Origin of the sequence: Maribacter algicola, from assembly GCF_003933245.1 — a bacterium.
Taxonomy (GTDB): Bacteria; Bacteroidota; Bacteroidia; order Flavobacteriales; family Flavobacteriaceae; genus Maribacter; species Maribacter algicola.
Genome location: NZ_QUSX01000002.1, coordinates 1,053,607 through 1,078,438, shown reverse-complemented (window position 1 = coordinate 1,078,438; position 24,832 = coordinate 1,053,607). Strand labels below are relative to the sequence as shown.

Sequence of the window (24,832 nt, the reverse complement as noted above, 5' to 3'; positions counted from 1 at the left end):
TCATCTAACGTTACTTCTCAAAACCAATTTATGTAATAGTTTAGGAAAAAAGCGTTTTAAGTATACCCCGTATTTTTCCTTTCCCCCAATATAGACCTCGAATTTTTTTCTTTTTATACCTTCAATTATTTGTTGGGCACAGTCTTCTGGGGCAATACCATTTTTTGTAGCCGTATCATCCGTATTGGAACTACTTCCGTCTCCTATCAGGGCGTTTTTGGATACGTTTGTCTTAACAAATCCCGGGCAAACCATTGTCACATCGATACGGTCCTTTTCATGCTCCATTCGCAATGAATCAAAAAATCCGTGCAGGGCATGTTTCGCCCCACAATATCCTGATCGATATGGAGAGGAAAATTTACCCATTAAACTGGTTATGGTAACAAAATGTCCGGAATTGGCATCGATAAAATGTGGGAGCATACACTTGGTCAACTGTATAGTTCCCAGATAATTAATGTTTATTAATTCTTGATATACTTTAAAAGAGGTGTCCTTTATTAACGAACGTTGACTAACTCCGCCATTATTGACGAGAATATCGATATAACCGTAAAGGGAAAGTGCCTTTTTGGGCATGTCTTCCAGCTCGGTAAAGTTGGCAAGATCTAAAGGAAGAACGGCTACATTATTTGGAAACGAGCAATTATTTTTGACACGTTCCAATTCGGTTTTCCTACGGGCGGATAGTATTAGCTTGGCCCCAAGCCCATTTAGTTTGTAGGAAAGTGCTTCTCCAATTCCCGAGGAAGCCCCGGTAACCCAAATGACCTTATCTTTTAAGTTGTCCATAGTGACTTTATTGAATGTCAAAATATAACTAAATTTGAAGGATTCAACTTAAATCAGGGAAAGGATTTTGTGTTGAAAAAACGATCCAGGAATTAAGATGAAAGCAAGTTTCAAAAAGTATATTCTAAATCTTAAGAGACCTAGTGGCACTTCACGAGGAATTTTGAGGACCAAGGAAACCTGGTTTGTTATTTTGGAAAAGGAGGGAAAGCTTGGAATAGGTGAATGCGGACTTTTTAGGGGGCTTAGTTACGATGATGTACCGCACTATGAGGAAAAATGCAAATGGGTCGAGGATCATATCCAGAGGGGCAAATCCTATCTTTTGAAAGAATTGATGGATTACCCCAGCATCCAATTTGGATTGGAACAAGCGTATATGTCATTGGAAAGTGAAAATCCATTTGAACTTTTTCAAACCTCCTTTCTTTTTGAAAACAAACCAATTCCGATTAATGGCCTTATTTGGATGGGCGACGCGGAATACATGAAAGACCAAATCGCCGAAAAATTGAAACAAGGTTTTTCTTGTATAAAAATGAAGATCGGGGCCATAGATTTTAATGAGGAATTACGTTTGTTGGAATCCATACGCAAGGACTTTTCCTCAAATCAAATAGAACTTAGGGTCGATGCCAATGGGGCATTTTCACCGGGTCAGGCACTGCAAAAATTGGACGAACTCGCACAATTTCAGTTGCATTCCATAGAGCAACCTATAAAACAAGGAAATTGGAAGACTATGAAGGATTTATGTGAAAGGACACCTTTGCCCATTGCCTTGGACGAGGAATTGATAGGAGTGACCCATATATCCAAAAAAAGGGAACTCTTGCGCACCATTGCCCCCCAATATATCATTTTAAAGCCTAGTTTAGTAGGTGGATTTGAGGGAAGTAAGGAATGGATTGATTTGGCCGAAAAAAGTGGTATCGGATGGTGGATAACCAGTGCCCTGGAAAGCAATATTGGTTTGAACGCCATTGCCCAATGGACTTCCACTTTACAGAATAGCATGCCCCAAGGACTCGGAACGGGGTCGTTATTCACCAATAATTTTGAGAGTCCCTTAGAAGTAAAAAACGGAGGGTTGTATTATAATAGGCAACAAAGTTGGGAAAATTATTTAATAGAAAGTTTATGTATATAGAACAGGCATATAAAGGGTCAAGTGATAGTTGGAAGTTCATTCTTGGGGTGTTCGTTGTCTTTGGGGCATGGCAGTTTTTTGGGGGGATACCTTTGATAATAGCCTTAATCATGTCCGGTGCCACAGGTACTTTGGCCACCGGTGATATGGGTAGTATGTCTGAAGCCTTGGGCTCCAATACCTTTCTTTTCCTCATGTTGCTCACTTTTGCAATAGGTTTGGCTTGTCTGCTTTTGTATGTCACGTTCGTGCATAAACAATCGGTCCGAAGCTTAACAACTTCGCGAAGAAAAATTGATTGGAACAGAATTCTTTACTCTTTTGGTCTTTGGGCCTTCATATCCCTTGCCTTGTTATTTCTGGACATTTGGTTGGCACCGGAGGACTATGCCTTCAATTTTAATTTGGTTCCGTTTTTAATTTTGACTGTCATTTCAATCATTTTCATTCCAATACAAACCAGTATGGAAGAATATTTTATGAGGGGCTATATGATGCAGGGACTTGGAATATTGACAAAGAATAGATGGTTTCCCCTTGTTTTTACCTCCCTGCTTTTTGGTATGTTGCATATTTTGAATCCAGAGGTCGAAAAACTTGGATATGGTATTCTTGTCTTTTACATAGGTACAGGTTTTTTCCTTGGTATTCTTACCCTTATGGACGAAGGTTTGGAGTTGGCCTTGGGCTTTCATGCTGCCAATAATCTTACTGCAGCTTTATTGGTAACCGCAGATTGGACAGCCTTTCAGACAGATTCTGTCTATCGGGATATTTCGGATCCGGTATTGGGATGGGATGTATTGGTCCCTGTATTAGTCATATTTCCATTGTTGCTCTGGTTTTTCTCAAAAAAATACAAATGGAGCAATTGGAAGGAACGATTGACAGGTAGGGTTTTGACCAGGGATGAATTTCTGTCCCAAGAAAATAGCTAATTCCCCATGCCAGATATCATGGTACACCCTAATTTTAAAATCGACGGGAAACTTGTTTCATGGGATGGAATATCGGAAATTGCCCAAAGTTTTTTGAAGGAAGGGGTACCTTTTAAGGAAAGTATAGGTCGGTTTATATTGGACTGGATATCGCCAGATGACCATATCCATGTACAGACTTCAGGTTCTACTGGAAATCCAAAAAAAATCTCCCTTTTAAAGAAACATATGCGAAATAGTGCTTTGGCTACGGGCGCCTATTTCAATTTGCAACCTGGCGATACGTGTTTACTATGCTTGCCCTGCGACTATATTGCCGGTAAAATGATGCTAGTCCGTGCGCTTGTATTGGGATTGGATATTTATATCGCCCAACCAAGTACCACACCCTTGAAGCAAATCCATACACCCGCAAAGTTCCGTTTCTGTGCCATGGTTCCCATGCAGGTCCAAGCCTCGTTGGACGACATTGAGCGAATCGATACCTTGATTACAGGGGGTGCCGCACTACCCAAGGAAACAGCAAGTATCTTGGCCCAAATGCGAACAAAGTGTTTTGAGACCTATGGCATGACGGAGACGATTACCCACGTGGCCATCAAGGAAATAACGGAGGAATCCGATCAACCTTTCCGGGCTTTGCCAAATGTTTATTTTTCATTGGACGAAAGGGAATGCTTAGTGGTAAAAGCGCCTGGAATCGCTTCGGAAAACATAGTGACCAATGATAGGGTAGCATTATTGTCAGACTCGGCATTTATTTGGTTGGGAAGACACGACAATGTCATAAATTCGGGCGGCGTAAAGCTGTTCCCAGAATCCATAGAGGAGAAATTAAGCGCGTTTATGGAAAATCCGTTCATTATTGCGGGAATGCCCGATGAACGCCTAGGACAAAAATTGGTCTTGATTATTGAATCCGATTCCCTGTCCACATGGCATTTACCCAATCTACATGAAATTAATTCGCTTGAGCCTTTTGAGCGACCCAAAGATATCCTGTATCTTCCTACTTTTATAAGAACCAAGAATGGTAAAATTCAAAGAGAATTGACCCTTCAAAAAGCAATTATTAATCAATAATCAAATTTTTATGAGAAGCATTCTGTTCCTTTTGGTGTTGACTTTTTGTACAACTATCAAGGCACAACACATTTTATCCGAAAAAGAAAGGGCTACAGTAATCGATGAATTGCTCGATGAGCGATTTAATAATCTTTTGCCCAAGTTAATGGACGATGCCAACATTGATATGTGGGTGGTCATCTCAAGGGAATACAACGAGGATCCTGTTCTTCGTACCATGTTGCCGGCTACTTGGCTAAATGCCAGAAGAAGGACCATTCTACTGTTCTATAGGGATAAAGCCAATAATACAATTGAAAAACTGGCGGTTGCCCGATACAATGTGGGAAAGAATATTGAGTCGGCCTGGGAAAAGGAGAAGCAACCGGACCAATGGAAACGATTGATGGAATTGATTACGGAACGAAACCCGAAGAAAATTGGGCTCAACTATTCCAAGGACCATAATATTGCAGACGGACTCGATAAAACCGATTATGATGCCTTTATGGCCAACTTGCCAAAGAAGTTTCATTCAAAAGTAGTATCCGCGGAACAATTGGCCGTACGATGGATAGAAACAAGGACTGAAAGGGAAATGGTTATTTACAATCAGTTGGTAGATATTACCCACGATATCATCGCGGAAGCCTTTTCTGAAAAAGTGATTACTCCGGGCATAACCACGACTTCCGATGTTGTTTGGTGGATGCGCCAAAAGGTTACCGATCTAGGTTTGGAGACATGGTTTCATCCTACGGTAGACGTACAAAGGACCAATAACACAGGTGAAAATTCTGAATTTTATTCGTTTTCCAGTAAGCCGGACGAGATGGTCATCCTTCCAGGGGATTTGTTGCATTGTGATTTTGGGATTACCTATTTACGGTTGAATACGGATTGTCAAGAATTGGCCTATGTATTAAAACCGGAAGAAAAACAAGCTCCAGAGTTTTTGGTGAATGGTTTAAAGGATGGCAATAGGGTACAGGATTTCCTGACCCAAAATATGATTGCCGGGAGAACCGGGAACGAGATTTTGGCCAAATCATTGAGTGAAGCCAAGGCCGCCGGATTAAGACCATCCATTTATACACATCCTTTGGGAATGTATGGGCATTCGGCCGGTACAACTATAGGAATGTGGGATTCCCAAGGAGGTGTGATGAAAGACGATGGGGAAAACTATCCGTTAAATCCCAATACCGTATATGCGATTGAATTGAATACTACCATTACGATTCCAGAATGGAAACGGGATATTCGCATCATGTTGGAGGAAGCAGGATTCTATGGAGAGGATGGCTTCAGATATGTAAATGGAAGACAAACCGAATTGTTATTGATTCCTAGGGTGAAGGGACATCAGGGGAATTGATGTTTTGCTAATTTTTTTATTCTAACTAGTATTTTCCAGTTAAAATGTTAATCTCATTATTAATAGCATTACTATTAATAATGAGATTAATACTGTTAACTATGTGTTAATTGTTAAATTTTTTCTTTAGGCATATTGATTTATTAAGTAACTTTTATTCACTAAATCAATACGTTATGAAAAAACTGTTTCTTTTTTTCTGCCTCATTCCATTGATGTCATTTGCACAACAAGTGGATTCGAAAATTGTTAAGGGAATTGTGAAAGATAATTCCGCTCCAATGGCAAACGTTGCCATAACGACATCTGCTACTCAAAACTCGGTTTACACGGATAAGGACGGTAAGTACAATATAGAGACAGTTTCGGGTGAGACCCTAACGTTCTCCTATACGGGCATGGAATCCGTTGAAATCATGGTCGAGGATGTAACACGTATCCTGAACATAACCATGTATCCAAAAATAGAGCAGCTTGAGGAGGTGACGGTCATTAAAAGCGGTCGGAAATCACAAGAAGACTTACAAAAGGAATATGCTACTAACAAACGTTTAATTAAGACGGCTTATGGAATCTTGGATGCAGATAGGGCTCCAGGGCGTGTCATGATGCTTAATGAAAATGATATTATGCCTATAGGAATCTGTATCCTGGATGTAGTTAGAAACGAATTTCCAGGTATTATTGTAAATGGAGACTGTTTTAATGGCGGAAGTATTGTGATACGGGGTGTAGGGTCAATAACATTTGATGCGGCGGCAATCTATGATATAGATGGGCAAATTTTCACCAACACCCCAATTTGGGTGGACGTGAACAACATCAAGAGGCTGGCCATCCTCAACAATTTCGCCACGGCTACAAAATATGGCGGACTTGCTTCCGGCGGGGTAGTCGTCATCAACACGGTATCCGGTACTCAGTATCCCAAAACCATAATGGACCAGGCTAGGCTGCGCAACAACTTTTATGATAACGGAGCGGTAAGCCAGCGAAGTCTTATGAAAAACGCTCCGGAATACCTTAAGGAGCTCCATGCCAGCACGACCGATGATGCGGCAGAAACAATCTTTGGGAACTACCTTTCCAAATATTCCGGGTCATACTATTTTTTGGTGGATAGTTACCGGTTCTTCATGGAGCGTGGTAACGAAACCTTTGCGGAAGCATTAATTCGGGAGAATTTTGACCGCTTCAACGAGAACCCCGTGGCCCTGAAGTCCCTTGCCTATGTCCATGACAGTTTCCAGGAATATGGAAAGGCCAATGAACTATATAAGGAAGTTTTCATATTAAGGCCGCATTATGCACAGTCCTACCTTGATTTGGCGAAGAGCTACAGACATATTGGCGACTATCAAAAGGCGATGGGGCTTCACACACGCTATGAATACCTGTTGGAAAACGGCTTCATGAGCGATGAGCAAGGGGAATTTTCGAATTTAATGGATAGGGAGCTGAATAACCTCATCGCCCTAAAGGGCGGAGATTTGATTTCCAAGAAAAACCTAAGGAAGTATGCCCTGGAGGATGATTTCAAGGGAACGCGCCTGGTTTTCGAGTGGGCGGATAGCGAGGCGGAGTTCGACCTTCAGTTCGTGAACCCTGAGAACCAATACTTCAAGTGGCAACACAGCCTTAAGGACGATGCCGATCGCATAAGGGACGAAAAGAAGGTGGGCTATTCCGTTACGGAATACCTGATAGACGATTCATTACCTGGTACCTGGAAGGTGAACCTGAACTATTTGGGCAACAAGAGCTTGACTCCTACCTATCTGAAGGCGACGGTATACCATAATTATGGCAGTGCCTCCCAACGTATGGAAACAAAGGTGTTCAAGTTGTCGACAAGGGACGTGAACCAGGAATTGTTTACCCTAAGGATTGCCTCTGGGATTGTATCCAGGTGAGTTTTTTTAAATGTTAAAATGAGTGATGACAATTTAAATGGTTATTGATGGAGATAATTACTGGCATTAAAAACCATTTTAGATTTAGTGTATTATTTCATTTGTTAATTGTTTCTGTAATTTTAAAACTACGGTCATGAAAAACGCTAAGCTTTTTACTTTATTACTGTTTTTGTTGTCGTGTTCAATAACTTGGGCACAAAATCTTAGGGAAATTTCTGGTAAAGTATCGGATAGTTCGGGTCCTTTGGAAGATGTTAGGATAAGCATCAAGGATAAGGACGAATCCACAACATTTTCAAGTTTGTACGGGAGCTATGCCATAAAGGCTCAAACTGGTGACATACTCATGTTTACATACGCAGGAATGAAGACCGTTAGTATTCAAATTGAGGATGTTACCCGTTATATCAATCCTATCTTGTATCCATATGTAAATCAATTGGATGAGGTAATAGTGGAAAGCAGTAACAGAATATCCGCAAATGTGCTGGCCCAACGATATTTTGAGCGCAGAAATGTTATCCAAAGTGCCTACGGTTTTATAGATGGGGATAGGACCGCAGGAAACATTCTATTTTTGGAGCAAGATGAAATCATGCCGGTAAACCTTGGGTTGGCAAATCTTTTGCAAAACAGGTTTCCTGGAGTTTCAACGGGTATTTTACAAAATCTTGCAAGCGGGGTGCCCGTATTTTTGATGTGAGGAGCCTCAATGACCGCTGTGCCACAACCTGCGATATTTGATGTGGACGGACAAGTCTTCACTAACTTTCCTACATGGCTTGACATAGGGAATATTAAACGTATCGCCATTATTACGAGTCTATCAATGACAGTCAAATATGGATCTCTAGGTTCTGGAGGGGTAGTTGTTATCAATACATTTTCGGGACCACCGACTCCTGAATCCCATTCAAAAAAATATTTGGGTAATAGCGAGTTTTATGATGGAGACGCCGTAGGAATGGACGTCATTCGTAACAATTGGCCAGAATATAAAAAATCATTGTACGCAAGTACATCCTTGGGAATGGCAAAGTCACAATATATTAAGTGGTCTGAAAAGTATGGTGGTGCACCCTATTTTGTTCTTGATACCCAAGACTTTTTTGCAACTGAAATGAATGATCCGGAATTTGCACAACAAATAGTTAATGAGCATTATTCTGAGTTTCAAAATAATCCGGTTCTTTTAAAAGCTTTGGCTTATCAATACGAAGTGCAAGGTGAAAGGAAGAAAGCAAATGACATTTATAAGGAAATTTTCTTGTTAAGACCTCATTATGCACAAAGCTACTTGGATATGGCAAGGAGTTATAGGGATTTGGGACAATTTAATCAAGCGGCGGCCATTCATGCCAGATACAACTACCTATTGGATGAAGGTTTTATGGAAGCGGATATTCAAAGTGTACAAGAGATTATGTCCACAGAATTCAATAATCTTTTATCCATGGAGAATGTTTTGGTAGAGAGACAATTAAAGAATGAGTCTAATTTGGAAAAACCTCTAAAAAAGGGTACTCGGCTGGTATTTGAATGGAACGATGGGGAGGCCGAATTTGAATTGCAGTTTGTTAGTCCAGTGGGACAATCCCATTTTTGGAAACATACTTTACAGGACAATGGTGACCTTATAGAAAGGGAGAAAAAATATGGTTTTTCCACCATGGAAGTTACTATAGATGAGGATTTGCCTGGTACTTGGGTGGTGAACGCCAAATATTTAGGAAATAAGAGTTTGACACCAACATTTTTGAAGGCAACTATCTACAGTGACTATGGTAGTGATAAGCAGCAAAAGGAAGTAAAACTGTTTGCGCTTCAGTTAAAGGAGGTAAATCAAAAACTATTTAGTGTTTCCAATGCCAAAGGCGTTGCCCTAAATTAATTGAAATATTGGATACTATTTGTTTTAAAAAATTGTCCCTTATACTTTTTTTCGCTCTGTATTATGCAGGTTTTGCGCAAAGAGATTACAAGGGACAAACTGTTGATGCAAAAACTGGAGAACCTGTTCCTTATGTGAATATTGGTATTTTGGATAAGGGCGTAGGTACTGTATCGGATGAAAATGGGATTTTTCATCTTCCCTTGGAGACTTCAAAATATGGTAATGGGGATTACATCCAAATATCTTGTTTGGGTTATGAAACAATTCGGATACCAGTTTCAAAAATGGAGTTTGAATACAACGAATATCCAAAACTAATCTTGAATCCAGCAGAAATTAGTTTGGATGAGGTTGAGGTAACAAATACTACCTTGGTTCCAATAAAGGAATATATTGGCTATCAAAACAACGGTTCTCCAAGTTTGGGTTATTGGAAGGACAATGTGGCACTGGGAGGGGAATTGGCCACTAAAATTAGAACTTCAAAAGGACCGAGGCAATTGAATTCCCTTGAATTTGAAGTATGGAGTAATCCATCCGATAGTATATTGGTCCGGATCAATGTCTACGATAGTGACGGACCTTTAGGAAGACCGCTTACCAACCTGAACAAATCCGGTAAGGATATCCTAAAGACACTTACAAAAGGTAGGGGGTTCAATGATGTGGATTTAGAGCCTTACAATATCTATGTAAACGATGACTTTTACATATCGCTGGAACTATTAAAAGTATATGGCTACAGTGAAATTGAATTGGTTCTTGCCGCTTCAGACAGTGATTATGGTTCCTATCGGAAATATACCAGTCAGGACAAGTAGCAAAAGGTAAGCGATGTCAATATGGCCTATTATTTGGAAACATCCCCCTATGTTTCCCAAGAAAAGGCGAAGCGATATGAAGTCAAGGTAGAGAAAGCTAGAAGAAAATTACGCATGCTATCCGGTTTTGCGATTCACAATGGGTCCATGCTTGCAGATGTGACCGTTAAGAACCAACGAACCAGGGAAACAACCAGAACTGATAATGCAGGTAGATTCTCTATTCATGCAGAGAAAAAGGATATTCTTATGTTCTCAAAACAAGGTTATAAAAAAATGGTTCTGGAGGTTGGGGACCAACACTTTGCAAATGCTCTTATGCGCATTGTTGATTGAATTATATCATTAAACCTGCAAAACCCCCATATTAAATGGTTTTTCAATAGGCGCATGATTTGCTGCCTCAATGCCCATGGAAATCCATTTTCTTGTATCCATAGGGTCAATGACGGCATCGGTCCAAAGACGGGAGGCTGCATAATAGGGCGAAACCTGATTGTCGTATCGCTGTTTTATTTTATCAAAGAGCGCTTTCTCCTCTTTTTCGGTGATGGTTTCCCCTTTCTTTTTTAGCGAGGCGGTTTCAATTTGTAGCAATACCTTAGCGGCCGAATTACCGCTCATTACCGCCAGTTCCGCACTGGGCCAAGCAACGATCAATCTTGGGTCATAGGCCTTCCCACACATGGCATAATTACCGGCACCATAACTGTTTCCAATGACTACCGTGAATTTTGGCACGACGGAATTACTCACGGCATTGACCATTTTTGCCCCGTCTTTTATAATGCCTCCGTGCTCACTCTTGCTACCAACCATAAATCCGGTAACGTCCTGCAAAAAGACCAAAGGAATTTTTTTCTGGTTACAGTTGGCAATGAATCGGGTGGCTTTATCGGCCGAATCGGAATAAATCACTCCTCCAAATTGCATTTCACCCTTTTTGGTCTTGACTACTTTTCGTTGGTTGGCAACAATGCCAACGGCCCAGCCGTCGATCCGGGCGTACCCTGTAATTATGGTTTGACCGTAACCATCTTTGTAAGGTTCAAATTCAGAATCGTCCACCAACCTTTTGATGATTTCCATCATATCATATTGCTCGGTCCTTGAACCGGGCAATATTCCATAGATATCTTCTGGGTTCTCTTTTGGCTTGGCCGGCTTGGAACGATTGAATCCGGCCACTGGGAAATCCCCAATCTTGTCCATAATGTTCTTGATGGTATCAAGAGCATCTTTGTCGTCTTTAGATTTATAATCGGTTACACCGCTAATTTCACAGTGCGTGGTGGCACCACCAAGGGTTTCGTTGTCTATACTTTCCCCTATAGCAGCCTTTACCAAGTAGCTCCCTGCAAGAAAAATACTGCCTGTTTTGTCAATAATTAAGGCTTCATCGCTCATAATTGGCAAATAGGCCCCACCGGCCACACAGCTTCCCATAACGGCCGCGATTTGGGTGATGCCCATACTGCTCATGATGGCATTGTTCCTAAAAATTCGGCCAAAATGCTCCTTGTCCGGAAAAATCTCATCCTGCATGGGTAGATAGACACCTGCGCTATCCACCAAGTAGATTATTGGAAGTTTATTTTCAATGGCGATTTCCTGTGCCCTTAAATTCTTTTTAGCCGTTATGGGAAACCATGCGCCTGCTTTTACAGTGGCGTCATTAGCTACGACGATACAAAGCCTTTTTTTGACATACCCTATTTTAACGACCACCCCACCTGATGGGCAACCGCCGTGTTCCTCATACATTCCCTCGCCCGCAAATGCTCCAATTTCAATGTGTTCAGATCTTGGGTCCAGGAGATAATCTATACGTTCCCTGGCCGTCAATTTTCCTTGATTGTGCTGTTTGGCAATTTTTTCCTTACCTCCGCCAAGATGTACATGCGCGAGCTTTCTGCGTAATTCGGATAAAAGCAGTTTATTTTTGTCTTCGTTCTGATTGAATTTCAAATCCATTCTGTCCAATTTCATTTCCTAGGCTAAAGATAAGGAGTTAAATTTGGGTAAACTCTAAACAAAATATAAAAGTATGATTAGATGGGGCATAGTAGGTGCTGGTAAAATAGCACACGCTTTTTCAAAGGATTTAGCATTGGTTTCAAGTGGTAAACTAATGGCGGTTGGTTCTAGGAATATGGACAAGGCCAGAGAATTTGCGGATGTTTATGGTGCTCCTCATGCTTTTGGCAGTTATTGGGATTTGTTCAAGAGTGATACCATAGATGTAGTTTATATTGCCACTCCCCATACACGGCATGCGGAATTGGCCATTATGGCCATGGAGGCCGGGAAGCATGTGCTGTGCGAAAAACCTTTGGGAGTGAATAAAGGCGAGGTTGAACTCATGGTGGCAGCGGCAAGTAAGAACAAGGTTTTTTTGATGGAAGCCCTTTGGTCACGATTCAACCCTACTATAAGGGAAGTAAAAAAAATCATAGATTCTGGTGAAATTGGAGAAGTAGGACATTTGTATTCCGATTTTGCTTTTTACGCAATGGATAGGGTGGAGGATGGCCGAGTTTTAAATCCGGAACTTGCAGGGGGATCGCTATTGGATATTGGGATTTACCCAATTTTTCTGTCTTATTTGATTTTAGGAATGCCTACGGATTTGATTGCCAAGGTGCATTTCCACCAGACCGGGGTGGAAAAACAGTGCAGTATGATCTTTGATTATCCAAAAGCACAAGCACTGCTGTACAGCGGACTTACATCGAATACGGATATGCGCAGTGAGATTTCAGGTAGTGCTGGAAGTATCTATATTAACCCTAGATGGCATGAGGCTACCAGTTATACGTTGTTCAAGGTTGGGGAAACAAAGACCAAAGAATTACCTAAAATAGGTAAGGGATACGGACATGAAATCGAAGAAGTACATCATTGTTTGAAATCGGGTAAATTGGAAAGTGACTTATGGAGCCATCAAAATAGTTTGGATTTAATTTATCTATTGGATACGGTCCGATCAAAAACAGGTATAAAATTTCCATTTGAGCAATAATAACCTGAGGTAAAATTGGAAAGGCATTTTAAAAATTACGATATTTGAAGTTCGCTTAAAACTACAGGAAAGATGGGAATGAATAAGAACACTGTTTTGGCTTGGGCCACATTTATTATGATTTTGGTCGGACTTATTTTAATAGGCCTTGGTGCTTTTCGATATAACGAAGTTGCAGGTTGGGGATTTGCCTCGGTAGGTATTGGATTTTTCGCTATTGCCTGGGTGTTCAATGCCCTAAAGGGCAGGGTTTAATTTTAACAGTTAAGAGATATAAGTTCAAAGTTCTAAGGTATTGTATTCTTCGCTAAAGTCTAAAAGATAAAAGCTTGTCATAGCATATTATTCACGAACCACCCTTTACAAATTACTAACTACTAATTACTATTTTCTATGTCAGACGATAAGAAGGTCATTTTTTCCATGTCCGGTGTCACAAAGACCTACAAAACGGCGAATACCCCTGTTTTAAAGGATATCTATTTAAGCTTCTTTTATGGTGCCAAAATTGGCATCCTTGGACTTAATGGTTCGGGTAAATCTACCTTGTTAAAAATCATTGCGGGAAAGGATAAAAATTTTCAAGGTGATGTGGTTTTCTCACCAGGATACAATGTGGGATATTTGGAACAGGAACCTGAACTAGATGAAAATAAAACGGTTCTGGAAGTTGTAAAGGAAGGGGTTGCCGAAACCGTGGCGATACTGGACGAGTATAACAAAATCAACGATATGTTTGGGCTGCCGGAAGTTTATGAGGATGCGGACAAGATGCAGAAGTTGATGGACAAGCAGGCCGCGCTTCAGGATAAAATCGATGCTTCCAACGCTTGGGAATTGGATACCAAACTGGAAATTGCCATGGATGCCTTGAGAACTCCGGAAGGTGATAAAAAGATATCGGTATTATCCGGAGGGGAAAGACGAAGAGTGGCCCTATGTCGTCTATTATTACAAGAACCCGAAATTCTCTTGTTGGATGAGCCTACCAACCATTTGGATGCGGAGTCCGTTCATTGGTTGGAACATCATTTGGCACAATACAAGGGCACGGTCATAGCCGTTACGCACGATCGCTATTTCTTGGATAATGTTGCGGGTTGGATTTTGGAATTGGACAGGGGGGAAGGTATCCCTTGGAAGGGTAATTATTCTTCATGGTTAGATCAAAAATCAAAACGACTGGCCCAAGAAAGCAAAACCGCATCCAAGCGGCAAAAAACCTTGGAACGTGAGTTGGAGTGGGTGAGACAAGGTGTAAAAGGAAGACAGACCAAGCAAAAAGCCCGACTTAATAATTACGACAAGTTGATGAGCCAGGACCAAAAGCAATTGGACGAAAAGCTGGAAATCTATATTCCAAATGGTCCCCGTTTGGGAACCAATGTGATTGAGGCAAAAGGGGTAAGCAAGGCATATGGAGACAAACTGTTGTATGAAGATTTGAACTTTAAGCTGCCACAAGCGGGTATTGTTGGCATTATTGGTCCAAATGGAGCGGGTAAAACAACCATCTTTAGGATGATCATGGGTGAGGAAAATCCCGATAAGGGCGAATTTGTAGTAGGAGACACTGCAAAGATTGCCTATGTGGATCAGAGCCATTCCAATATAGACCCTGAAAAGTCCATTTGGCAAAATTTCAGTGACGAGCAGGAATTGATCATGATGGGGGGAAGACAAGTGAATTCCAGGGCCTATTTAAGTCGGTTCAACTTTTCCGGAAGTGAGCAGAACAAAAAGGTTAGCATGTTGTCCGGTGGGGAACGAAACAGACTCCATTTGGCGATGACCTTGAAAGAAGAAGGGAATGTCTTGTTGTTGGATGAGCCAACGAACGATTTGGATGTAAATACACTCCGGGCCTTGGAGGAAGGTTTGGAGAATTTTGCCGGTTGTGCCGTGGTGATTTCGCACGATAGATGGTTCTTGGACCGTATCTGTACCCACATCTTAGCTTTTGAAGGAAACTCACAGGTTTATTTCTTTGAAGGCTCTTTCTCGGATTACGAGGAAAACAAAAAGAAACGCTTAGGAGGCGATTTGATGCCGAAACGAATCAAGTATAAGAAGTTGATCCGATAAAACCCTCGTCAGGGGAATTTGAAGGGCCGCTCAATGGGCTGTGCAATATTTGGAAATACTACTTCAACTAAACATTGTGATTAAGAAAGGGGCGAAATTTTTCGCCCCTTTCTTAATTGTCTTATTACTGTTTCAAAGGTTTTTGAACCGTTTCAATGACTTGGTCCTGTATCTTGGCCTTATCTCCCACGACAATTAAGGTCATGTTTTCCGGCTTAATATACTTTTGGGTCATTTCCTGTACTTTTTTTGGCGTAATGGCATGCATTTTCTGCACCTTATTGGTCAAAAAGGACTCATCCAAATCGTGGGTGTCCAAAAATACCAATTGGCCTATGATGCCATTAGGGGTTGAGTTTTGTAGTACGTATATTCCCGATTCATAATTAATGATACCGTCCAATTCTTCTTGTGTTGGTGGTTCATCCTGTAAACGTTTGATTTCTTTTTGGATTTCGGCCAAGGATGCACCCGTGTGCTCCGTGGTAACATCTGCGGATTCATACCACACCCCGCTTTTGTAATTTGTATCCAAACTACTGTAGGGTGAATAGGTATACCCTTTATCTTCTCGGATATTACTTGTAATCCGTGATGCAAAAGAACCACCAAGAATGGAGTTGGTAACATCAAGTGCTATGAAATCCTTATCTTCAGGACCCACTGTGGGAAGTCCGTAGTATATAGTCGACTGGGGGGCATCTGGTCTATCGATGATTTTAATTTCATTGGAAGTTACGGGCTCTGCTACATTATAGGTTGCTTCAGTACCTTTTTTCCAATCGCCCAACGCACTTTCCACCGCTGCTTTGACTTCATCGGCATTAAAATTTCCCGCTACGTATACCGTGGTCCTTAAAGCGCCAAAGTGATTTTCATAAAAGGATTTTATATCGGCTACGGTGTATGAATCTATCATAGCATCGCTAGGATAGACTCTTCCATAGGGATGGTCGGGATAAATGGTTGCATAAAAGTCCCTACTGGCTTGGGCTTGAGGGCGTGATAATTGTACTGAAAGGTCCCGCTTCATATTATCTTTTAATCGACCTAATTCAGACTCTGGGAATTTTGGGTTTTTCAGAACATCGGCCATTACCTTAATTGCTTCTGGGGCAAATTCATATAGTACGGAACTGCTAATGGAGGAGGTGTGAAGACCAACGCCAATGTTCAGGTTTCCACCCATACCGGCCATCTCATCTGCAATTTGTTTGCTCGTTTTAGTAGTACTTCCTTCCTCAAGCAAATCGGCCAAAAGATCACTTAACCAGACTTGGTCCTCGTTTTCATCGATATTCCCTGTCTTTATACTGAAACGAATCGTCGCTTTGGGGATGGAGCCATAGGGTATCAGGACCAAATCTAATCCATTGTCAAAGGAAACGATTTCCTTCTTTGGCAGGGTGAAGTTCTTAGGTGCTCCTCCTTTAGGAGGCATTTCTTTTTCTTGGGCAACTATTCCAATTGAAAAAGCTAGGGCAATGATATATAGAATGGAATGCTTCATTAGGATTTGGTTTTATCGTTTTCTGCCAAAAGTGGATTCACCGTTAAAACGGTTCTGTTTGTTTTTGTTAAGTACTCGTCGATAGTTTTTTTGACAATTTCTGGGGTTATCTCCTTAAAGGAATCCTCTAGGGTATTGATTCTTTCGGGATTGTCATCGAACAGGGCAAACGCACATAGCAAGTCCGCCCTACCCAATCCAAAGGTTCCGCCAATGTCATCATAGAGTTGTGACCTGATTTTAACGATGGCCCGATCTATTGTGGGTTGGTCTATGGAATCCTTTAGTCCGTTCATGACTTCATCAATGGCCGTCAAAATTTCTTCTTTGGAAGTGTCGTTATCATAAGTCAAGTCGTACATCCAAAGCATGGGGCCTTGGTAATTGAACATATTGCCCAAGTAGTTGATGCCGCCGCTAACGTTGGACGTAAAACCTTTTTCCTTTTCCAGTTTTTGGGCCAAAAGGCTATTGTCCCCCTGTACCAAAATTTGGTCTAAAAGGCCCATGGCAAAATATTCTGGGGAATTTCTTTGCGGCATATGATATGCGAGGGCAATGGCCGGTTTATTGGCCAGGGCGTCGTTTTTTATAAACGTTTTTTCCTCGGTTTGTTTTGGCTCTGAAATGTCCGGTTTAGCGGGTAAGTCCGATGCAGGAATATCTTCAAAATACTTTTGGATCCACGCCTTGGTCTCATCCATTTCAAAATCCCCTACAATGGAAAGTGCCGCATTGTTGGGAGCGTAATAGGTTTTAAAAAAGCTCGAAACATCTTCCAGATTTGCCGCATCCAAATCTTCTAGGTCACCATAAAAGTTGTGGGCGTTATACCAATTTGAATTGGCATACTGCGGCATGTCCAACCAAGGAAACCCGCCATACGGCTGATTGAGAACGTTCACCTTCACCTCGTTTTTTACCACACCCTGTTGGTTGGTCAGGTTTTCCTGTGTGATATCCAGACCTCGCATTCGGTCCGCTTCTGCCCAAAGCATGGTCTCCAATTTATGGGAGGGTACAATTTCAAAATAATTCGTAAAATCAAACCTGGTTGAACCATTGAGGACACCTCCATTTTCCTGTACGAGCTTAATGAACTCCATTTTGCCTAAATTCTTGGATCCTTGAAACATCATATGTTCAAAAAGGTGTGCAAAACCAGTTCTGTCCTTAGGCTCAATTCTAAAACCTATATTATAGTATAAGGCAACGATGGCCGTTGGGGAAGTTTTATCCTGCGAAAGGATTACCTTGAGACCGTTGTCCAAGGTATAATATTCTACAGGAACCTTGAACTGCGCAACTTCCTTAGAATCGGTATTCTTTTTTTCATTTTGGTTTTGACAACCAAATATGAATAGAAATAATAATGGAAGTAAAGACATTCCTACTTTTAATTTCATGTAGTATTTTTTTAAGTGATTAAATGTTTCTATGCTGTAAGACTACATTTTAAAGGTAATGTTACATTATTTCTAGTATTCTTCACTTGGGTACCAATCCAATTGGATTACCTCAATTTTTGGGTTACCGGCGTTGACCAGTTCCTTGAATTTTGAGACATCGCTAACATCCGGTCTGCCCCTGTAATGATATGGATACACTTGGGCGGGTTTAAAATCCAAAACGGCCGATGCCGCACTTTCAACGTTCATGGTATATGGGAGATTCATGCACACAAAGGCTTTGTCTATGTTTTCTAAGTTTCGCATTTCTGGAATGTCTTCGGTGTCACCGGAGAAATAAATCCGTTGGTCTCCCACGTTAAGTACATATCCATTTCCTCTTCCCTTTACATGAAAATCCTTAGCTTCCTCTCGTAAGTTGTACATAGGGATAGCCTCAATTTTTATACCTTTTAGCTCTGTAGTTTCACCGTTATTCAAAATTTTCAACTGTGAATTGAATGCTTCGGGTAGTTGATCTGCGACCGCTTGGGGAACGACAAAGGAAATATTGGAGGTAGTAAGTTCTTGAAGGGTCTCTATATTGAGATGGTCTCCGTGGATATCGGTGATAAGTATTAAATCAGGTTCATTTTGGCCTTCAAAAGCCTTGGCTCCACCAGTGGGGTCTACATAAATGGTTACATCGTTCCATTCTAAAACGGTTGTGGCGTGCTCGATGGGAATCACCTCAATGGAATTGGAAATCGCATTGGTCTCCATATCATTGATTTCGGCCGTTTCCATTTCAACAGCTTCCTTGTCATTGGTCTTTTTCTCTCCGTTTTTGCAGGAGTAGAAAAGTATTGTTGCAAAAAGTATTAAAGTTAAATTTCTCATTCTCAAAGTATAGTTTAGATTAAAGTATTAATTCCATTTTAATATCAGATCTGGCGTAAGGCGCGCTGTCTTCTAAAACAATTTCCTTAAATCCAAATTTTCTGTAAATGTGCAAAGCCGTATTTAATTTGGTGCTTGAGTACAATTCGATTTTTTTCCATTGATTCATTTTGCAAAAATCAATGGCATGGGCAAGCATTTGTTGACCGATTTTTAAGCCTTGGAAATTTTCATCCACGGCCATTTTTCCCAATTCAAAGATTCCATCGGTTTTTTTCAATAAAGAATAACAGCCCACAGGTATTTGGTCCAATAGTCCGATAAAAATGAGCCCCCCGCGGGTAAGGATATGTGTCTGACAATCGTTTAGAAGTTCATGGTCTTTTTCTTCCACATAAAAATAGCGTTCTAACCATAGCAAGTTCAAGTCCCTAAATACATCCTTGTATTCTTCTTCAAAAGGTACGATTTTTAGCATGTAAGTAAGGTTTGTCGGCCTTTAAAATTATTAAAACAAGTTAGGCATTGAAAACAGATTTAAAATAATTTAACATTAAAAAATCTAAAAACAACTTCCCTACGTATATAGAGTGATACAAACAAACACTTTAGTTGAAAATCAACAAGATTAATTAATTATTACATTATGACCGAAACAAAAAATAACAATGGTTTGAAGGTCCTGGCAGCGTTACTTGGCGTGGTGCTATTGGGAACTATTATCTACACTGTTAGTCTTTATCAGGATAAGAAAAAGACGGAAACCGTTCTTACAAAAGAAAAGGAATTGGTTGTTGAAGATTTGAATAGCTTAAAATCTGAATACGATAAAGCTATTTTAGAAAGCAATGCTACCAATGAGGAATTGGTATCGGCAAGGGACAATATTGCAAAATATATCGATTCCGTTAAAACAATGAAAGCCGATATTTCCGCCTTGTCAAGGTACAGAAGACAAGTAGATGTGCTTAAGGCCGAAAGAGAGCAGTTGTTGAAACAAGTTGATTCCTTGACACGTTCCAACACTATGATCGCCATGCAACGGGACAGCACGTATGTGGAGTTGGAAAAACAAACAGTTTTTAACGATTCTTTGGTTGTGCAGAACACTCAATTGGCCGATGCCGTTGCCAAAGGTTCTGCCTTGAATTTGTCTAAATTCAATGTTGATGCCGTAAAGGAGCGTAACAGTGGAAAATTGGTTTCTACCCAAAGGGCAAAGGCTACGGATAAATTCAAAATTTGTTTTACGGTGGCTGACAATGTAATCGCTCAAGCCGGTGACAGGGAGTTTTATTTGGAAGTATTGGACCCACAAGGAAATGTGATGGGCGAAAGTTTTTCTAAATCCAATGATGAGGGTGCTTCTATAACCTACAGCAAGGCCACGGAATTCTATTATGAAAACAAGGCTTTGGATGTTTGTGATTATATCAACAAACCAGCCAGTGATTTCCAAGATGGTAATTATATGGTGAATGTATATGATGACAAACTTAAATTATTGGGAACTTCCAAGTTCACTTTGAAATAGTAACACTATCCATTAAGCACAAAAAGGGCGGTCGAATTGAGACCGCCCTTTTTATTTATGTACTCAGTTTAACTCGATAATCGAGATTCAAATGCTCAGACACTTACGTCGATACTTAATGTAAAGGTTCTTTTCAATGCCTATTGGGCATGGCCAAAGGTTCCTTACTTTAAGCTGCCAACCATATTTTCTGGCTTGACCCATTCGTCATATTCTTCAGCGGTTACGTAGCCTAGATTAACGGCTTCCTCTTTTAGTGTTGTTCCGTTTTTATGCGCTGTGTTCGCAATTTCTGCCGCTTTATAGTATCCTATCTTTGTGTTTAGGGCCGTTACCAACATCAGGGAGTTGTTCAAGAGTTGTTTGATGACCCCATGGTTTGGTTCAATACCAACAGCACAATGCTCGTCAAAACTGGCACATGCATCGCCTAAAAGTTGGGCAGATTGTAATATGTTAGCGGCCATTAAGGGCTTAAATACGTTCAATTCATAATGTCCTTGGGTACCTCCCACGGTAATGGCAACATCGTTTCCCATCACCTGTGCGCAGACCATGGTCAAGGCCTCACATTGCGTAGGGTTTACTTTGCCGGGCATGATCGAACTTCCTGGCTCATTGGCCGGAATAATGATTTCGCCGATACCGGAACGTGGCCCCGAGGCCATCATACGAATGTCATTGGCAATTTTATTCAAGGAAACGGCCAATTGTTTCAATGCCCCGTGGCTTTCTACTATGGCATCATGGGCGGCAAGGGCCTCAAATTTGTTTTCGGCCGTTTTAAAGGGCAATCCGGTAAAATCTGAAATGTATTTGGATACTAGTACATCGTAGCCTTCCGGTGTGTTCAATCCGGTTCCAACCGCAGTGCCTCCAAGAGCCAGTTCGCTCAAATGGTCCAAGGTATTTTTTAAGGCCTTTAGGCCGTGGTCCAATTGGGACACATATCCTGAGAATTCTTGCCCAAGGGTTAGGGGAGTGGCATCCATCAGATGGGTTCTGCCTATTTTAACAACATCCTTAAATGCCTTCGCCTTTTTATCCAAGGTATCCCTAAGTTGCTTAACGCCCGGTATGGTCGTTTCTACAATTTTTTTATACGCGGCAATATGCATGCCCGTTGGAAACGTATCGTTCGAAGATTGGGATTTGTTAACATCATCATTCGGTTGAATGGTTTTTTCTCCTTCGCCAATTACCTTTCCGGCAATTTCATGGGCTCTGTTGGCGATCACTTCATTAACATTCATGTTACTTTGGGTGCCAGAACCTGTTTGCCAAATGACCAAAGGAAATTGATCGTCATGTTTTCCTGAAAGAATTTCATCGCAGACTTGGGAAATAAGGTCTCTTTTTTCTTCCGATAGAACCCCCAGCTCACAATTGGCATAGGCGGCCGATTTCTTTAAATAGGCAAATCCATAAACTATATCTAACGGCATGGATGCCGAAGGACCAATTTTAAAATTGTTTCTGGAGCGTTCCGTTTGGGCACCCCAATACTTTTCCTTGGGCACTTTTACTTCGCCCATGGTGTCTTTTTCTATTCTGTAACTCATGATGTTAAATATTTAGGATAACAAATTTAGGGGTTTGCCCAATTTTTTGGACTTCAATGCGAATTAAATATTTTTTTAATTTTGACTTGCAAATTGTATCATTTTCAAAGTATCTTTGGAAAGTAAAATGTAGAGTATGTTTGAATTCGACCAATATCTGGGATTTTTAGCTTTTTTGACCATTCTAACAATAGGCTTTTGGTTAATGATTTTCTTATTGACTTTCGTTGTACCCTATTGGTTAATTGGAAACATTAGAGAACTATTAAAAGAAAGGCGAGAAAAGAAAAGAGCGGCAAGGCAAGCTTGAAAATATAATCAAATAAAAAAAGGGAAGCATTTTGCTTCCCTTTTTTGTTATTTCAATTATTTTATTGCTAACCACTAAACTCTTCATCGTCACCAGAATCATCTCTTTGCGGTCTTCTTTCTCGCTGTTTCTTTTGGTTAATACGGTATACAAAGGAAAGATTGAACTGCCTTACGCGCCATTGAAATTCACTATCCGATGTAAACGTAGGGGTTTGTGTGAAGGATAATCTCTTTCTGGAGTTCAATAAATCGCTAACATTAAAGGCAATGGTACCGTTATCCTTAAGTATATCTTTGCTAAACGCTAGATTTATGGAGAAAATACCTTTGTTTTCCGTTTGGGCATTGTTGGTAGGACCTCTGTAAAAAGCATTGGTCTGCCAATCAATTTTTCCTGGTAGGGTAACCTTTGAACTGAACCTTGAAAACCAACTTGTGTTCTTGGCCCCAAAATCTACACCGTTAAAAAGGCCGCTTGAATTAAATTGAAAAAAGTTGAAGCTACCATTGATTCTCCACCATTTGAACGGATTATAAAGTATGCCCACTTCCGCTCCAACGCGTTCATTTGTTGAAAGGTTTATGGGTAGGGACCGTATGATGGCAATTCCGTCAGTTGTCAATTCCCCTGTCTCTTCCTGTATACGTTCAAAAGAGTTTGTTTCTTTTTGATAATATACAGAGGATGTAAAGGTCAATTTGTCCCATCTTTTAAGATATCCAAGGTCATAAGCATTCGCAAATGCAGGATCCAAATCTGGATTTCCTTGAAAAACATTGGTCCTACTTGAAAAGGAGGGAAAAGGGTTGATAAAGAATCCACGTGGTCTATTGATTCGCCGGTTATATCCTAAGGATATATTTTCGTTTTCCGCCAGTTCATAAATTAGGTTTAACGTAGGGAAAAGGCCCAAATAATTCTTATTGAAATCCAAATCGATTTCCGGGCCCAAAATATCCTGTAGTGTTTGAATATCAACACCTGTTACTTCACCTTTTAATTGGGTGTTTTCCAATCGTAGACCGGCAAGAAATGAGAATTTCCCATATTTGTTGCCATATTGGGTATAAAGGGCATTTATATTTTGGTTAAATACAAAACGATTGGTAAGTCCTACGTTGGGTTCAAACTGTCCCGTTGCCAAATTAATTTGTTCTAAGGCGAAGTCATTATCATTTTCTTCAAAATTACCCCTGTAACCTGCTTCAAATTGGGCATCTCCCATAGGCAAAACATAATCCACCTGTAACAATACTTCGTTCTGTAATTCTATCTGGTCAATATTTTGTGCATCCAATATGGTAGTACTGGGAAAAGTCTCGTTTTCCTCAATTTTTATTGGTTTTATTTCTTCGTCGTAGGAATATTGAAAATCTGCCGTTAGTTTATGACCTTCATCATTAAAATTATTGTTGTAATTAAGCGCCAATTGATAACTCTTTTCGTCCTCAACTTCAATTTCACGTCGTAAGGTTCTACTATCAACATTTGTTGAAATAAAACGCGTGGTATTGTTATCTGTTATATCCTCCCCGTCGTTTAAACGACCAAAGGCACTTGCTGTTAATGATGAACTTTCAGTTAGGAAATATTCTATTCCAAAATTGGCATTGAATCCGCTATTGTTTCTATTGATATCCCTATCCTCAATGATTCTGTCAAATGTCCCATTGAAGTAAGTATTGTCAAAAAATCCATTTCCTGGGCCTTCCCTATATCGATAACCTATTGTAGTAAAAATATTAAAGTTATCCGTACGAAGGTTAAGGTTAGGGGTAATGGAAAAAGTTCCTGGATAACCCACCGTGGTGTTAATGGTACCATTGAACCCCCTTGTTTTTTCTTTCTTTAGTACGATGTTCAAAATACCTGCCGTTCCTTCCGCATCGTATCTAGCTGATGGACTGGTAATTACCTCTACTTTTTCAATGGCATCGGCAGGCAATTGTCTCAAGGCATCGGTAGAACCAAAACCTGCAAGAGCGGATGGTCTTCCATTTATCAAGATCCTTACATTTCCATTGCCTCGCAATGCTATGGCTCCATCTACATCCACCGTAACGGAAGGGATATTATCCAAGGCATCACTAATTGTTGCGCCACTATTAGTTAAATCTTTTCCAACGTTATAAACTTTTTTATCCAATCGTACTTCTACGGTCGTACGCTCGCCAACAACGTCCACTTCATTCAACTGTGCAACATCGAGTGCAAGTTTTATTGTACCCAAATTAGTGGATTGGGTAAAATTTTGATTGGGGAATTGTTTCGTTTTATAGGAAATATACTCGATTCTGGCGTTATATCTTCCGGGACTTACCTCAACGGAAAATTTACCTTTTATATCCGTGATTCCGCCAGTTACCTTTTCTGGATTATCGACACTTTGAAGTACCAAGGTCGCATATTCAAGGGGTTGGTTGTTTTCTTCATCCAACACTGTTCCTGTAATCGTTACAGGAGGTTGACCGTTCCCCGGGCCTCCTTCTGGTCTTTGACTTAATATGGGTTGTAAAGTAAATAATAGTAGGAGCAAAGGGAAAAGTCTTCTCATAGGTCTA

21 protein-coding genes are annotated in these 24,832 nt (G+C 40.6%); 13 read left to right on the top strand and 8 right to left on the bottom strand.

Going from position 1 to position 24,832, the window contains the following annotated elements:
* Positions 1-795 (bottom strand): SDR family oxidoreductase, encoded by a 795-nt coding sequence (locus DZC72_RS13945; RefSeq protein ID WP_125223516.1) that lies wholly within the window; start codon positions 793-795, stop codon positions 1-3.
* 97 nt (positions 796-892) lie between these two features.
* Between DZC72_RS13945 and DZC72_RS13940 the strand changes: the two genes are divergently transcribed.
* From DZC72_RS13940 to DZC72_RS13900, 9 genes are all read left to right on the top strand, one after another.
* Positions 893-1,945 carry an o-succinylbenzoate synthase gene (locus DZC72_RS13940; protein WP_125223515.1) on the top strand — a complete coding sequence of 351 codons (1,053 nt, stop codon included), beginning with the start codon at positions 893-895 and terminating at the stop codon, positions 1,943-1,945.
* Positions 1,936-2,883 carry a CPBP family intramembrane glutamic endopeptidase gene (locus tag DZC72_RS13935; protein ID WP_125223514.1) on the top strand — a complete coding sequence of 316 codons (948 nt, stop codon included), beginning with the start codon at positions 1,936-1,938 and terminating at the stop codon, positions 2,881-2,883. The genes DZC72_RS13940 and DZC72_RS13935 overlap by 10 nt, the downstream gene beginning before the upstream one ends.
* A gap of 6 nt (positions 2,884-2,889) precedes the next feature.
* On the top strand, positions 2,890-3,966 hold the full coding sequence (locus DZC72_RS13930; protein ID WP_125223513.1) for an AMP-binding protein: 1,077 nt from the start codon (positions 2,890-2,892) through the stop codon (positions 3,964-3,966).
* 10 nt (positions 3,967-3,976) lie between these two features.
* Positions 3,977-5,326 (top strand): M24 family metallopeptidase, encoded by a 1,350-nt coding sequence (locus DZC72_RS13925; RefSeq protein ID WP_125223512.1) that lies wholly within the window; start codon positions 3,977-3,979, stop codon positions 5,324-5,326.
* 176 nt (positions 5,327-5,502) lie between these two features.
* On the top strand, positions 5,503-7,239 hold the full coding sequence (locus DZC72_RS13920) for a carboxypeptidase-like regulatory domain-containing protein (RefSeq protein ID WP_125223511.1): 1,737 nt from the start codon (positions 5,503-5,505) through the stop codon (positions 7,237-7,239).
* Positions 7,240-7,375: 136 nt separating this feature from the next.
* Positions 7,376-7,945 carry a carboxypeptidase-like regulatory domain-containing protein gene (locus tag DZC72_RS13915; RefSeq protein ID WP_125223510.1) on the top strand — a complete coding sequence of 190 codons (570 nt, stop codon included), beginning with the start codon at positions 7,376-7,378 and terminating at the stop codon, positions 7,943-7,945.
* An 18-nt stretch (positions 7,946-7,963) separates the two neighbouring features.
* A complete protein-coding gene (locus tag DZC72_RS13910; protein WP_125223509.1) occupies positions 7,964-9,133 on the top strand; it encodes a hypothetical protein in 1,170 nt (389 codons plus the stop codon).
* Positions 9,134-9,165: 32 nt separating this feature from the next.
* On the top strand, positions 9,166-9,957 hold the full coding sequence (locus tag DZC72_RS13905) for a carboxypeptidase-like regulatory domain-containing protein (RefSeq protein ID WP_165869328.1): 792 nt from the start codon (positions 9,166-9,168) through the stop codon (positions 9,955-9,957).
* Between the two features lie 21 nt (positions 9,958-9,978).
* Entirely contained in the window at positions 9,979-10,293 is a 315-nt protein-coding gene (locus tag DZC72_RS13900; protein WP_125223507.1) for a hypothetical protein, read from the top strand.
* A gap of 9 nt (positions 10,294-10,302) precedes the next feature.
* On the opposite strand, the gene DZC72_RS13895 is transcribed toward DZC72_RS13900, so the two are convergent.
* On the bottom strand, positions 10,303-11,931 hold the full coding sequence (locus DZC72_RS13895) for an acyl-CoA carboxylase subunit beta (protein WP_125223506.1): 1,629 nt from the start codon (positions 11,929-11,931) through the stop codon (positions 10,303-10,305).
* A 73-nt stretch (positions 11,932-12,004) separates the two neighbouring features.
* On the opposite strand from DZC72_RS13895, the gene DZC72_RS13890 reads away from it, so the two are divergent.
* The 3 genes from DZC72_RS13890 (at position 12,005) to ettA (ending at position 15,064) form a co-directional block, all read left to right on the top strand.
* Positions 12,005-12,979 (top strand): Gfo/Idh/MocA family protein, encoded by a 975-nt coding sequence (locus DZC72_RS13890; RefSeq protein ID WP_125223505.1) that lies wholly within the window; start codon positions 12,005-12,007, stop codon positions 12,977-12,979.
* A 72-nt stretch (positions 12,980-13,051) separates the two neighbouring features.
* Entirely contained in the window at positions 13,052-13,234 is a 183-nt protein-coding gene (locus tag DZC72_RS13885) for a CAL67264 family membrane protein (protein ID WP_125223504.1), read from the top strand.
* A gap of 138 nt (positions 13,235-13,372) precedes the next feature.
* Complete coding sequence (ettA, locus tag DZC72_RS13880; RefSeq protein WP_125223503.1) at positions 13,373-15,064, top strand: energy-dependent translational throttle protein EttA; 1,692 nt, start codon at positions 13,373-13,375, stop codon at positions 15,062-15,064.
* 124 nt (positions 15,065-15,188) lie between these two features.
* Here ettA and DZC72_RS13875 read toward each other — a convergent pair whose 3' ends face one another.
* From DZC72_RS13875 to DZC72_RS13860, 4 genes are all read right to left on the bottom strand, one after another.
* Complete coding sequence (locus DZC72_RS13875) at positions 15,189-16,574, bottom strand: M16 family metallopeptidase (protein WP_125223502.1); 1,386 nt, start codon at positions 16,572-16,574, stop codon at positions 15,189-15,191.
* Positions 16,574-17,980, bottom strand: a complete 1,407-nt coding sequence (locus DZC72_RS13870; RefSeq protein WP_125223501.1) for a M16 family metallopeptidase — start codon at positions 17,978-17,980, stop codon at positions 16,574-16,576. Before DZC72_RS13870 ends, DZC72_RS13875 begins: the two co-directional genes overlap by 1 nt.
* Before the next feature lie 72 nt (positions 17,981-18,052).
* Positions 18,053-18,862 carry an MBL fold metallo-hydrolase gene (locus tag DZC72_RS13865; RefSeq protein ID WP_125223500.1) on the bottom strand — a complete coding sequence of 270 codons (810 nt, stop codon included), beginning with the start codon at positions 18,860-18,862 and terminating at the stop codon, positions 18,053-18,055.
* Between the two features lie 19 nt (positions 18,863-18,881).
* On the bottom strand, positions 18,882-19,340 hold the full coding sequence (locus DZC72_RS13860) for a GNAT family N-acetyltransferase (protein WP_125223499.1): 459 nt from the start codon (positions 19,338-19,340) through the stop codon (positions 18,882-18,884).
* Between the two features lie 168 nt (positions 19,341-19,508).
* On the opposite strand from DZC72_RS13860, the gene DZC72_RS13855 reads away from it, so the two are divergent.
* Positions 19,509-20,396 carry a hypothetical protein gene (locus DZC72_RS13855; RefSeq protein ID WP_125223498.1) on the top strand — a complete coding sequence of 296 codons (888 nt, stop codon included), beginning with the start codon at positions 19,509-19,511 and terminating at the stop codon, positions 20,394-20,396.
* 164 nt (positions 20,397-20,560) lie between these two features.
* Here DZC72_RS13855 and fumC read toward each other — a convergent pair whose 3' ends face one another.
* Both fumC and DZC72_RS13845 read right to left on the bottom strand, forming a co-directional pair.
* Positions 20,561-21,958, bottom strand: a complete 1,398-nt coding sequence (fumC, locus tag DZC72_RS13850) for a class II fumarate hydratase (protein ID WP_125223497.1) — start codon at positions 21,956-21,958, stop codon at positions 20,561-20,563.
* Between the two features lie 377 nt (positions 21,959-22,335).
* Positions 22,336-24,825 carry a TonB-dependent receptor domain-containing protein gene (locus DZC72_RS13845; protein ID WP_125223496.1) on the bottom strand — a complete coding sequence of 830 codons (2,490 nt, stop codon included), beginning with the start codon at positions 24,823-24,825 and terminating at the stop codon, positions 22,336-22,338.
* Positions 24,826-24,832: the final 7 nt, after the last annotated feature.